Annotated in this window: 11 protein-coding genes; 2 read left to right on the top strand and 9 right to left on the bottom strand. The window is 58.9% G+C overall.

The window, feature by feature from the left end; genetic code table 11:
- Position 1: 1 nt before the first annotated feature.
- The 6 genes from Q1A63_RS15790 to pcaQ all read right to left on the bottom strand — a co-directional run bounded on the left by Q1A63_RS15790 (position 2) and on the right by pcaQ (position 7299).
- Entirely contained in the window at positions 2-1693 is a 1692-nt protein-coding gene (locus tag Q1A63_RS15790) for an ABC transporter ATP-binding protein (protein WP_299632218.1), read from the bottom strand.
- A 5-nt stretch (positions 1694-1698) separates the two neighbouring features.
- Positions 1699-2772 (bottom strand): ABC transporter permease, encoded by a 1074-nt coding sequence (locus Q1A63_RS15785; protein ID WP_299402616.1) that lies wholly within the window; start codon positions 2770-2772, stop codon positions 1699-1701.
- A gap of 72 nt (positions 2773-2844) precedes the next feature.
- Positions 2845-4212 carry a CmpA/NrtA family ABC transporter substrate-binding protein gene (locus Q1A63_RS15780; protein WP_299632217.1) on the bottom strand — a complete coding sequence of 456 codons (1368 nt, stop codon included), beginning with the start codon at positions 4210-4212 and terminating at the stop codon, positions 2845-2847.
- A gap of 254 nt (positions 4213-4466) precedes the next feature.
- The gene (locus Q1A63_RS15775) at positions 4467-5627 is read right to left on the bottom strand and encodes a CmpA/NrtA family ABC transporter substrate-binding protein (RefSeq protein WP_299632216.1); all 1161 of its coding nucleotides are present in this window, start codon (positions 5625-5627) and stop codon (positions 4467-4469) included.
- A complete protein-coding gene (locus Q1A63_RS15770; protein ID WP_299403227.1) occupies positions 5624-6208 on the bottom strand; it encodes an ANTAR domain-containing protein in 585 nt (194 codons plus the stop codon). Before Q1A63_RS15770 ends, Q1A63_RS15775 begins: the two co-directional genes overlap by 4 nt.
- Before the next feature lie 158 nt (positions 6209-6366).
- Positions 6367-7299, bottom strand: coding sequence for a pca operon transcription factor PcaQ (pcaQ, locus tag Q1A63_RS15765; RefSeq protein ID WP_299632215.1), 933 nt, complete (start codon positions 7297-7299; stop codon positions 6367-6369).
- A gap of 90 nt (positions 7300-7389) precedes the next feature.
- Here pcaQ and pobA point away from each other — a divergent pair, with 90 nt between their 5' ends.
- On the top strand, positions 7390-8559 hold the full coding sequence (pobA, locus tag Q1A63_RS15760; RefSeq protein WP_298974158.1) for a 4-hydroxybenzoate 3-monooxygenase: 1170 nt from the start codon (positions 7390-7392) through the stop codon (positions 8557-8559).
- An 84-nt stretch (positions 8560-8643) separates the two neighbouring features.
- Positions 8644-9048, top strand: coding sequence for a 4-carboxymuconolactone decarboxylase (pcaC, locus tag Q1A63_RS15755; RefSeq protein WP_298974157.1), 405 nt, complete (start codon positions 8644-8646; stop codon positions 9046-9048).
- A 37-nt stretch (positions 9049-9085) separates the two neighbouring features.
- Here pcaC and Q1A63_RS15750 read toward each other — a convergent pair whose 3' ends face one another.
- The 3 genes from Q1A63_RS15750 to Q1A63_RS15740 all read right to left on the bottom strand — a co-directional run bounded on the left by Q1A63_RS15750 (position 9086) and on the right by Q1A63_RS15740 (position 12597).
- On the bottom strand, positions 9086-10618 hold the full coding sequence (locus Q1A63_RS15750; protein WP_298974155.1) for a winged helix-turn-helix domain-containing protein: 1533 nt from the start codon (positions 10616-10618) through the stop codon (positions 9086-9088).
- 380 nt (positions 10619-10998) lie between these two features.
- Entirely contained in the window at positions 10999-11877 is an 879-nt protein-coding gene (locus Q1A63_RS15745) for a sulfurtransferase (protein WP_299632214.1), read from the bottom strand.
- A 57-nt stretch (positions 11878-11934) separates the two neighbouring features.
- Positions 11935-12597 (bottom strand): peroxiredoxin, encoded by a 663-nt coding sequence (locus Q1A63_RS15740; RefSeq protein WP_298974152.1) that lies wholly within the window; start codon positions 12595-12597, stop codon positions 11935-11937.
- Positions 12598-12606: the final 9 nt, after the last annotated feature.

Genomic DNA, 12606 nt, shown 5'->3' with positions numbered 1-12606 from the left:
CTTACTCCGCCGCGACTGCTTTAGGGGTGGGGGTTGGAGCAGCCGCCTTTTTGGACTGGTTGCCGTGCTCATATTCCTCCAGGAAATCGAGCACTTCCTGCCGGTAGGCGTAATACTCCGGATGCTCCAGCAGCGCCTTGCGGGTGCGCGGGCGCGGCAAATCCACCTCGGTGATCTTGCCGATGGTCGCCTGCGGCCCGTTGGTCATCATCACCACACGGTCGGCCAGCAGAATCGCCTCATCGACGTCATGGGTAACGCAGATCGCCGTGACCTTGGTGCGCGACCAGACCTCCATCAGCACCTCCTGCAACTCCCAGCGGGTGAGGCTGTCAAGCATGCCAAAGGGCTCGTCCAGCAACAGCAGTTTGGGCGAGAGTGCAAAGGCACGGGCGATCCCGACGCGCTGCTTCATCCCGTTGGAGAGGCTCGCCGCGCCCTTGTCCATGCTATCGGCGAGACCCACACGTTCGAGGTAGTATTCCACCACATCCTGCCGCTCGGCCTGGGAGGCGCGGGGGTAAACTTTATCCACCCCGATCGCCACGTTCTCCTTGGCCGTCAGCCAGGGGAAGAGGTTCGGGGATTGGAAGACAACCGCGCGTTCGGGATCAGCACCCTCGACGTGGCGACCGTCCAGTTTGATCGCACCCTTTGAGATCGGGTTCAGCCCGGCGGCCATGGTCAGCACCGTGGATTTGCCGCACCCGGAATGACCAATGAGCGAGATGAATTCACCGCGGTTGATCTTGAGATTGAAATCCTCGACCACCGTCAGCGGGCCCTTGGGCGTCGGATAGACCTTGTGCAGCTGCGAGAAATCCAGAAAGCGCTCTTCGATCATGCCCTTTTGTGCCTCGGCCACGGCAGCCGGCACGCCATGGATCGGCGTAACGTCGGGCAGGCTGCGCGTCTCTTCGACCTTGGCCGCGATGCCGACATCCATCAGATAGCCGGTGACCCGGGCGCGCAGGGCCTTGAAGGTTGCATCATGGTTCATCTCCATGCGGTCGCGCGGACGGGGGAGAGTGACCACGAACGGGTCGCCCAATGTGCCGTCCGGGTTCAGAGGGATGATCCGGTCGGCCAACAGAATGGCTTCGTCGACGTCGTTGGTGATCATGATGCAGGTCTTCTTGTCCTGCTCCCAGATGTCGAGGATTTCATCCGCCAGATTGGCGCGTGTGAGCGCATCCAGCGCGGAGAGCGGTTCGTCCAGCAACAGCATCTCGGGGTTCATCGCCAGCGCCCGGGCCACGGCAACGCGCTGGCGCATCCCGCCCGACAGTTCCGCCGGGCGGCGGCTGATGGCGTGGCGCAGACCCACCATGCCGACATAGTGGTCGATCTTCGCCTGACGGTCCGCCTTGGAGAGCTTGGGGAAGACCGCGTCCACCGCCAGCCCGACATTGCCACCCACGGTCAGCCAGGGCATCAGCGAATAGCTTTGAAAGATCAGCCCGCGTTCCGGGCCGGGGCCGGTGATGGCTGTGCCCTTGAAGGACACGGTGCCGCTGTCGGGCATTTCCAGCCCGGCGATCAGGTTCATCAAGGTGGATTTGCCGGTGCCGGAGAAACCGAGGATCGCGACAAATTCGCCTTCCTGCACCTCAAGATTGATGTTGTTCAGGACCTCGGACCGGGCAGCGCCCTGTCCAAACCCCTTGTTCACATTCTGAAAGCTCAGGATCATGGCGCTCACCGGTTTGCCGAGAAGGTGAACATGGACTGCAGGGCATACATCACCCGGTCCAGGAGGAAGCCGATGATCCCGATGGTGAAGACCGCCACCATGATCTTGGCCAGCGACTGGCTGGAGCCATTCTGGAACTCATCCCAGACGAATTTGCCCAGGCCCGGGTTCTGCGCCAGCATTTCCGCCGCGATCAGGACCATCCAGCCGACCCCGAGGCTCAGCCGCAGCCCGGTGAAGATCAGCGGCAGCGCCGAGGGCAGCACAAGCTTGGTGATCTTGGTCCAGGTGTTCATTTTCAGCACGCGGGAGACGCTGACGAGGTCCTTGTCGATGCTGCTGACCCCAAGGGCGGTGTTGATCAGCGTCGGCCAGAGCGAGCAAAGCGTGACGGTAATGGCGGAGATCAGGAAGGATTTGGAAAACATCCCGTCATTGCTGGCGTATACGGCGGAGACAATCATCGTCACGATCGGCAACCAGGCGAGCGGGGAGACGGGTTTGAAAATCTGGATCAACGGGTTGAGGGCGGCGTTGGCGGTGGCCGATAGACCCGCGGCAATACCCAGCGGGATGGCGATGACCGAGGCAATCATAAAGCCGAAGAAAACCGTTTTGATCGATGTCCAGATTTGCTGGTAATAGGTCGGTTTGCCGGTATAGGTGCGATGTTTGACCTTATCCGCTTGGCCGTCGGCGATCAGCTTGGCGTTACGTGTGTCCTGACGTTCGTAAAAAGCCGCTTCCTTTTCGCGGGCACGGTTGGCGTCTTCGTTCAGATTGACCGCCTGTTCCCAAACTTGCGCCGGTCCGGGGACTGCCCCCAGTGACGTCTGTACCTTTGGGGCCAGATTTGCCCAGGCCCCAAGAAAGATGGCGATGGCCAGCAGCGGCACGCCCAACAGTCGCCAGATCTCGCCCAATTGTGCTTTTGGATTGTCCCCCGCGACGGCTTTCAGCACCGGTGTCATCCAGCTGAGGCCAAGCACCTGAAACCAGTTGTCGAGCTTGTTGATCCGGGTGAAAAGGCGCGCGCGCCGCGCGTCTCTGTCAAGGGAAATGGGGTCAATGGCGGTCATGTCTGGCGATCCTGTGACTAGGGATTACAGCTGGGATGCCCCGCCCTGCGTGAGGGCGGGGGAGAGGTGAAATCAGCCCTGAACCTCGTTGCCTACGATCACCTGCTCGCCCTTGAGGCCGATGGGCAGGCTGTCGAGATAGGCGTTGGGGGTTCGGCCGTCGTAGGCGATGCCGTCAATGATATCCTCGGCGGGGGTCGGGGCCTTGAACCCGTCACTGTCCCAGGGGAAATCCGCCTCCTTGGCCATGCCTTCATCCACCAGCATGCGCGCGGCCTGCAGGTAGATGTCGGGGCGGTAGACCTCCTTGGCCGTCTCGACGAACCATTCATCGGATTTGGCCTCAGCGATCTGACCCCAGCGGCGCATTTGTGTGAGGTACCAGATCGCGTCCGAGTAATAGGGATAGGTGGCGTTGTAGCGGAAGAAGACGTTGAAATCCGGGATCTCGCGCTTGTCACCCTTTTCGAACTCGAAAGTACCCGTCATCGAATTCGCGATGACATCGTAATCGGCCCCGACATATTCCGACCGCGACAGGATCTCGACCGCTTCGGGGCGGTTGGCATTGTCGTTTTCATCCAGCCAGATCGCGGCACGAATGAGCGCTTTTGTCAGCGCCAGCGTCGTATTGGGATAGCTTTCGGCAAATTCCGCCGTGATGCCAAAGACCTTTTCGGGGTTGTTTTTCCACAGTTGATAGTCGGTGATCACAGGCACACCGATCCCTTTGAACACTGCCTGCTGGTTCCAGGGTTCTCCGACGCTGTAGCCATAAATCGTACCAGCTTCCATGGTTGCGGGCATCTGCGGCGGTGGGGTCACGGAAAGCAATACATCCGCGCCGATCTGGCCGGAAATGTCATCGGGTGAATAATACCCCGGTTGCAAACCCCCCGCGGCCAGCCAGTAGCGGATTTCGTAATTGTGGGTGGAGACGGGGAAGACCATGCCCATGTTGAAGGGGATGCCCTGATCTTTGTAGTCCTCGACAACGGGTGCAAGCGCGCTTGCGCTGATCGGGTGTTGCGGGCGGCCATCCTCCATCAGGGGGATATTCGGCTTCATCTGGTCCCAGATTTCATTGGAAACCGTGATGCCGTTGCCGTTCAGGTCCATGGAAAACGGTGTGATGATATGCGCCGTGGTACCGTAGCCGATGGTTGCGGCCAGCGGCTGGCCTGCCAGCATATGCGCACCATCCAGTTGCCCGCCGATCACGCCATCCAGCAGAACCTTCCAGTTGGCCTGCGCCTCCAGCGTGACAAACAGACCTTCGTCTTCGAAATAGCCATTTTCGTAGGCCACGGCGAGCGGCGCCATATCGGTCAGCTTGATAAACCCGAACGTCAGCTCGTCTTTTTCCAGATCGAGCAATTCGGCAAAGGCCGAGGTGGCAAGCAGGCTTGCCGTAAAGGATAATGTGAGAACTTTCTTCATCAGGTTGGTCCCTTCAGATCGGAGGCGCAGAGGCCGCAAAAGAAAAAGCCGCACGTAGGTATCACGGGGGAGGACCGTGAAACGTACGAGCGGCTTTGCTCAGTTAAACATGTGTGCCTACAGCGGCACCCAACACAAAACTTTGGGCATCTTTGCCCTGCTCCGACTGTGCGGTTAGTCCGGGATGCGATCAAATAAATTGACGTGCTGCGGTGCAAAAAAATGCTGCAATGCAGCTAGCGCTCAATAATTGATCATTTCTCGGTGCCGTTTTCGTAGGTTTTGCCGTCAAAAAAGGCATCAGGTGCAAGAATCATATGGCCCCGGGTTGAAGAAACGGCGGTTGAATGGCGCATCGCGCCTTCGATTTTTTCCGAGGCACCCGGCAGATCGACACCGACAGGCCCGAGATTGTTCCGGTAGAGGTCTGTTCTGAAGCAGGCCTTGGCCTTGGCGATATCATCCGCCGCCGCGCCAATACGCTCGGCAATCCACGCGGCCTGACTGCGCCAGGGAAAGTTGGCGGCATGTTTGTTGAACACCAGAAATCGGTCAATTTGCGTGGGCAGGTCCTCTGCCTTGGGGGACAGCTGGCCGGAGATCGCAGGGTCAATGAGATCCGGCGCAAGGTTCAGGTGTTCGCTGCGCGCCAGTATCTCAACCGCCAGTGATTTGTTTGTCGATGTATCAAGCCAGCGCGCCGCCTGATGAACGGCGCGCATCAGGCCCCGCACCCGGGTCGGGTGATCCTCGATCCACTGATGTCGCGCGGCCAGCACTTTTTCCGGTGCGAAAGCCCAGATCGCGCTGCCCGGAAGCACCAGCTCAGCCACCTCGCGCGACACTGCAACGCTGCCCCAGGGTTCGCCCACCCAGAATGCATCGATTTCGTTACGGCTGATCGCATCGGACATGCGCGGCGGGGGGACGGCGACAATGTCTACCGATAAATCCGGCGGTCCGCTTTCCGCCAGCCAGTATTCCAGCAACAGCCGGTGCATCGAAAAATGAAAGGGCACGCCAATGCGCAGGTGATTTATTCCTGCCGCGTTGAGGCTTTTGTGCAGTTGGGCCGCTTGTCCGAAGGCTGGCGCATGATCCGCCGCACGCAGTTTCTGCGCGAGGGGGGTGGAGAGGCCAAAGACCGTTCCGTTGACCGAGAGCACCATCAGCGCATCGATTTCCGCGCTCAGCCCGCCCAGACCGAGCGACATCGCAACGGGCATCGGCGACAGCATTTGTGCTGCGTCCAGATGGCCCAATGCCAGCATATCGCGCAGTGCCGACCATGAGGGTTGTTGCACGAGATTGAGGTCGATGCCTTCCTCTGCCGCAAACCCAAGCTCCTGCGCGATGATCAGCGGGGCGCAGTCCACCAAGGGGACATAGCCGCAATTCAGCACTGTTTTCATCATGACAGCAGGTCCGCCGCGGTGACCAGCGCCTGGGCCACATCAATCACCTTACGCCCCTGATCCATCGCCGTCTTGCGCATCAGCTTATAGGCTTCATCCTCCGACAGGCCGCGGCGGCGCATCACAATGCCCTTGGCCCGGTCAATGGTCTTGCGATCCTCCAGCGCACGTTTTGCGGCGTCGAGTTCGGATTGCATCTGTTTCATGATCTGAAACCGTGCGATGGCGGTTTCGATCACCGGCCTGATCCGGTTCATTTGCAGCCCGTCGACGACATAGGCGCTGACGCCCGCGGTGAGGGCCGCTTGCGTCAGGTCGGGGTCGGTGTGATCGACAAACATGGCAACGGCGCGGGCTTTGGTGTCGGAGACCTGGCTGAGGTGTTCCAGCGTGTCCCGGTCCGGGTTGGCCAGATCGATCAAAACGATATCAGGTTGACGTGATTTGATCGCCTGATCCAGCCGGGCGGTTTGCCCCAAAGCATGCACGTCCGACCACCCTGCCGCATTCAGGGCCTGGGTGATCTGGGATGCTTTTTCGGGGTTATCTTCCACCACAAGGATGCTGAGGTCTTCGCGCATGTGGTTGCGTAGCATCCATGGTTGCCTGTGACAGGGATCAGAAGCGGATTGCCCCCTGCGCGGCGTAAGCTGCTCAAAATCCGTGCAAATATGATCTTCAACGCATAGGCATTATTCGGTTTACGAAGAGTTGCAGGATGCGTGGAGCGAAAACGCCGTCAATTCCCCTCGGCACGTATTGCCAGATCGTTTCGGTCCAAAACGGTCTGCACGGCGAGACGGAACACGTGCTGGACCCGCATGTCAGGCCCGTCTGCACGGGACGTCAGCCCGACAGGGCCACGCGTCATGGCAGTATCAAACGGCAATTGCACCAGCAGACCATCCGCCAGTTCATTCGCCACAACGCCACCGGAAATAATCCAGACCGCATCCGAATGTCGCGTATACGCACGGCCCAATGCGCCGGAGACTGTTTCAATCTTGTTCGGAAACTCCCCGATGCCATGTGCGATCAAAAAGCGCTCGACGGTTGGGGCAATGGCCGCAGCTGGTGGCGGGGAGATCACCGGATAGTCGATAATGCGCTGGACGTCCGGGCTTGCCAACAGCGGGTGGCCCGCGCGGACGACAAAGACAACCTGTTCGGTATAAAGCTGTGTGAAGGTCAGGCCCTGCATCGTGTCGGGATCGCCCAGACGGCCGATGACCAGATCAAGCGCACCCAAGCGCAATCGGTCGACAAGATAGTCATGCGGGCCATCCAGAACGCGCAGCATCCCGTTCGGCGCGAGATGGGAAAACTCGGTCACAACCTCCGGCATCAGCGTGGCCGCGACGCTAGGCAATGCACCGACATTCAGCCGTTCCTTGAGCGCATGATCCGCGGTTTCCAACCCGTTGAGGCCCTGCTGCAGACTGGCCAATGACATTTGTGCAAAATGCAGAAAGACCGCACCCTGTCTGGTCAATGTCACACCACCCCGGTTGCGGCGCATCAGCGTGGTGCCCAGGATACCTTCCAGCTCTTTGAGCGTTTTGGAGATTGCGGGCTGGGTCAGAAATAATTTCCGCGCGGCGTGTTTCAGGCTGCCCTCGCGCGCGATTTCGACAAAGGCCTCTATATGGCGATACTTGATGCGCCGATCCATAATAGTTTCCAAAACCGGTAAGTTAAATATCTGAATACTCATTTTTATTGCTAAAACCAAACGAGTAATTTGGCCCGGGAGGGGTTCGACGTGAAGACGCAGGTTGTAATCATCGGGGGCGGTCCGTCGGGTCTGCTGTTGAGCCAACTGCTCGACAAAAATGGCATCGACAGCATCGTGCTTGAGCGCAGAACCAAAGCCCATGTGCTGGGCCGTATTCGGGCGGGCATTCTGGAGGTTGGCCTGGTCAATCTGCTGCGCGAAGCGGGCGTCGCCGACCGGCTGGACCGTGAGGCGTTTTTGCATGAAGGCACGATCCTCTCTTTCGAGGACATGCAGTTCGGCATCAGTTTCAAGGAGCACACTGATACGCCCGTAACCGTATATGGGCAGACCGAAGTTACCCGCGATCTTTACGCCGCACGCGCGGCGGCGGGCGGTAAAATCGAATTCACCACCGAAAACGTCACCCTCCACGACGCCCGGTCTGACGCGCCCTATGTGACCTATACGGTGGATGGCGAAGACCGCCGGATCGATTGTGATTTCATTGCCGGGTGTGACGGGTTTCATGGCGTCAGCCGGACGTCGATACCGGAGGATGTTCGGCGGGAATACGAGAAAATTTATCCCTTTGGCTGGCTTGGGATCCTGTCGGAGACCCCGCCGGTGTCCGACGAGTTGATCTATGCATGCTCCTCGCGTGGTTTTGCACTCTGTTCCATGCGCAATGCGCACCTGAGCCGATATTACATTCAGTGCGATCTCGACGATCAGGTCGAGAACTGGTCGGATGACGCATTCTGGTCGGAGCTCAAACGCCGGATCCCCAGGGAAGCCGCCGACAGGCTCTTAACCGGACCATCAATTGAAAAATCCATCGCGCCGCTCAGGTCATTCGTCTGTGAGCCGATGCAATGGGGGCGGCTGTTCTTATGTGGTGATGCGGCTCATATCGTTCCGCCAACGGGTGCCAAGGGCCTGAATACCGCGGCGTCTGATGTGCATTACCTGCATCGGGCGCTGACGGCGTACTACCGGTCGGGCGATGAAACGGGCCTTGCAGGGTATTCGGAAAAAGCGCTCGCGCGGGTCTGGAAAGCGGAACGGTTCAGTTGGTGGATGACCAGCCTTTTGCACCGGTTTCCGGATCAGACCCCCTTTGATCTGAAGATGCAGCAGGCCGAGATCGAATTTCTGCGGTCCAATAGAGAAGCGCAGAGCGTCTTGGCGCAGAATTACGTGGGATTGCCCTATTGATGCAGGGCAGCGCATCAAAGCGACATTTGTCGGCGGTCCTCGGCGCGCGCCACGACACCGTTATACTGGCCAGGAGGACACAGGATGTCTGATCGATTGAAAGCGGGTGATGCCGTGCGGCGCAAGGTACTGGGAGACGCCCATGTCGACCGCGCCGAAGCGGGCAAGACGCCGTTCGACGCGCCATTCCAGGATCTTATCACCGAAAGCGCATGGGGCAATGTCTGGGCCAGCGATGCCATCACGCCGCGCGAACGGTCGATGCTGACGCTGGCCCTCTTGGCGGCGCTGGGCAACTTTGACGAAATCCCGATGCATATCCGCGCCACCGCCCGTACCGGTGCCAGCAAGACGGATGTGTTGGAAGCCTTCCAGCATGTCGCAATCTATGCCGGTGTGCCGCGCGCCAATCATGCCTTGAGGCTGGCCAGAGAAACCTTTGAAGAGATGGAACGATCAGTACGCGGCGAAACCGAAGGGCAGGGCTGACCCCATGACGCGATAGGTGTTGGCGGCGTCACGGCGTCTAGGCCGCAAGCGTCTCCCGGATCAGGCCGCTTTCCGATCCTGAAAACGGAAACCACTTCAAAAACGTCTCCGCTGAAAAGTCTGGGGTGACATCCCGCACCCGCGCCAGATGTTGCACTGCAATATCCCCGCGATCCGCAAGAAGGGCGCAAAGCGCTGCGACAGCGTAGACCTGAACATTGGCGTTTCGGTGCGATGCCGCCCGTTCGCTGTGCACCATCGCGGCCTTCACATTTCCGCTTAACGCGAGAGATTGGGCCATGACGCAATGAAAACTGTAGCCCACCGGATCAAGGGGGCTGATCCGGTTTGCATAGGCTGCATGTGTCATCGCCTCTTCTTTGTGGCCCGCGATCAGGCAGGTCCAGGCCAGCAGGTTGCGGGCGTTTACCGAATTGGGGTTATGACGGCAGGCCTGGCTCATCCAGAACATCCCCTCGTCGCGGCAGCCCGACACGATCAGCGTAGATCCGAGCGCGGTCATCGCATCGGGGTCAAATTCGTCCAACTCAATGGCCGCGCGGGCCATATCCGGGGCCAAAACCAACCGCGGTGGTTCGGTTGGCCGAGTCAGCAGCATTTCTTTGCGGAACTGCAGCGTCGCCTGAGCCGCGGCAATGCGCGCCGACGAAGGCTCAAGCGCGCGCGCCATGGCCAACAATTCGGACAGCTCCGTGATCGTTTCCCGCGCGGCGGCAAACCTGTGGCCCGACGCGCGGTGGTAAAGACCCCAGGCATCCAGATCCTTGATCGGCGTCAGGCGCGCGATGCGGCGCAATTGTGCTTCGATGACCGCTTCCACGCATTTGGCAATCTCCTGACCGATCTCGTCCAAAACATCGAACAGATCCGATATGGGGCGCTCAAAATGCTCCGCCCAAAGCAGGCTTGCTGTTTTGCGGTCACATAGCCGCGCCATGACGCGCATGCGATTTCCGGAGATGATCACCGATCCCCAAAGCGCGTAACGCACATGCAGCGCCTCTGCCACCTTGAGAGGTTCGACATGGGCGACTTCGGACGCTGTGGCACTGGCAAAGGCGGACACAAAGAGCCACCTGGATTTGGCAAGACTGGCCGCAAGATCCCGCGTGAGCCCTTTGCTCAAGAGGGTGGTCGACGTGTCGGTTGAGATTGCCTCAAAGGGCACGACAACCAGCGAGGGGTGCTGAAATGAGCATTCAAGTTCAGGCGCGTCTGGGTCGGTTTTTTGCGCGGGCGCCGTGCTTTGCAGCTGTCCCAAAAGGCGGTACCCGGATTTTGCAACCGTCTCGATATACTGCGGTTGGCGGGCGTTGTCGCCCAACGCGCGTCTCAGCTCGGCAATGGCCTGCGTCAGGACTTCATCTACAACGGCAACGTCGGGCCACACCCGATCCAGCAGTTCCTGACGGCTGACAACACGCCCATTTGCGGCGAGAAGGATCGATAGCACGGTGGCGGATTTGGGTGTTAGTCTCGTCTCGACACCGTTTAGTGAAATGGTGCGCGCATTCGCATCGAATGCCGTTTCTGGCAAAACCCCGGCCATGGAAAAGTGACCCTTCTAAAATACCAGTCCATTCTTGACCGGCTGAAATCATAAAAATAATTCGGTTGTTTTAGTTGATTAATGTCCATTTGGGAATCCGTTACGTGTTCACATTTTGCTGAGAGGCGTCGATCCGGGGGTCTTCAACGCCTGAAGGTGACACCGCGACATTCTGTGTAAAGGGATAGAGAACGGCTTTCACGTGACGCGAAAAAGCTGGCGATGACCAGTGGTCATGTTGGTGAGACGTCTCTGTCTCAACCTGGGTTTGATGCGATTTCCGGACATGTGAGTGGCGCTCACTGGGTCCAGAAAACGCGCATTTCCGCCGCAAGGCGAAGGGGCGCCGCGCTTTTCTATGGGGTTGCGGCGCCCTTTGGTTACGATGAGACTTTTGGCAAGGATGGGTCGCTCCCCCATTCCGCCCAGGACCGATGATAGACCCGCACCCGGGGGTAGCCGAGCAGGCGCAGCGCCACATAGCTATGTGCAGAGGCCAGACCAACCTGGCAGTGTAGTGTCACACTATCGTCCGTCGTGATCCCCTGCGCTTCGAAGTTTTTGCGCAGCTTTTCTGCCGACAGAAAACGATTGCCCTCACCAAGGTTTTGCGCCCAAGGGATGTTGATGGCCCAGGGAATATGCCCATCGGCATACATTTTGGTCGGGCGCACATCGATCAGCTTTTCGCTGGGTTCGGAGCGATGTCTCAACACGTAATCCGCACTGGCAAACCGCCGGGGGCTCGGCGCGGCCTGAAACCGTGCCCGAGCGTGATGAAACCGGATTTTGGTTGTGGGGCCGTCGATCACGCGCCATGCATCATATCCTCCGTTCAGGAGCGCGACGTTCTGGTGACCAAGGTATTCCAGCAGCCAGAACATCCGTGCTGCATGAAACCCACCGCGATTATCATAGAGGACAACCCGGTGGTCCGCTGAAATGCCCAGCCTGCTCAGCAATCGTTCAAGCTCGGGGATTGTCTTGAGCGACCCGCTGATAGGACTGTTCGCTGCAACAACGGCGTTGGGATCAAGATGCCGCGCGCCGGGGATGTGCCCTGCATCGTAGGCGTCTTTTTTGCGCACGTCGATCACAACGATTGCTGTTGCCGTGCCCTCAGCCTGCGATGGGGTCATCGCGGAAACGGCACCGATCAATTCATTGGGCTCGACAAGCAAATGAGGATTTACGTAGCCTTCGGTAACGGTGTCCGCTGCGGGCAGATGGGGCAGCACGGTGGCTGCGGCGAATGACAAGATTGCAAAACTTCGGCGTGTAAGTTCCTGTTTCACGAAATTTCCTTTCAAAATAAATCAGGTCTGCAGCGCGCGTACGAGCCGCAAATATGGCAAAGGGGTTTTCCATCCGTTCGGAAAACGCGCCTGCGCTTCCTCATTGGAAACTGAGGGGGCGATCACCAGATCCTCGCCGTGTTTCCAGTTGGCCGGTGTCGCCAATTGATGGCGGGCCATCAATTGCAGGCTGTCGATGGCGCGGAGCACTTCGGTGAAATCGCGCCCCGTGGTCATCGGGTAAGAGATCGTCATCTTGATCTTTTTGTCCGGTCCGATCACGAAGACGGTGCGCGCGGTTGCATTATCGGCGGCGGTCCTGCCCTCCGATGTGTCACCGGCCTTCGCTGGCAGCATGTCGTAGAGTTTTGCAATCTCCAGATGGGTATCCGCGATCATCGGATAGTTCGGAGCGATGTCACAGGCGGTTTCGATGTCATCCGACCAGCGGGTGTGGTCTTCAACGGTATCAATCGACAAGGCGAGCAGTTTCACATCGCGGCGGTCAAAATCCGGCTTCATCTGGGCAACAGCACCCATTTCAGTGGTGCAAACGGGCGTGAAATCCTTTGGATGCGAAAAGAACATGCACCAGCTGTCTCCGACCCAATCGTAGAAATCGATGGGGCCTTGCGTGCTTTGCGCGCTGAAATCTGGTGCGATACTGTTTATGGCGAGGGGCATTTTACTTTC

Origin of the sequence: uncultured Roseobacter sp. (genome assembly GCF_947499265.1) — a bacterium.
Lineage (GTDB): Bacteria > Pseudomonadota > Alphaproteobacteria > Rhodobacterales > Rhodobacteraceae > Roseobacter.
This window is presented reverse-complemented; position numbering and strand designations above follow the sequence as displayed.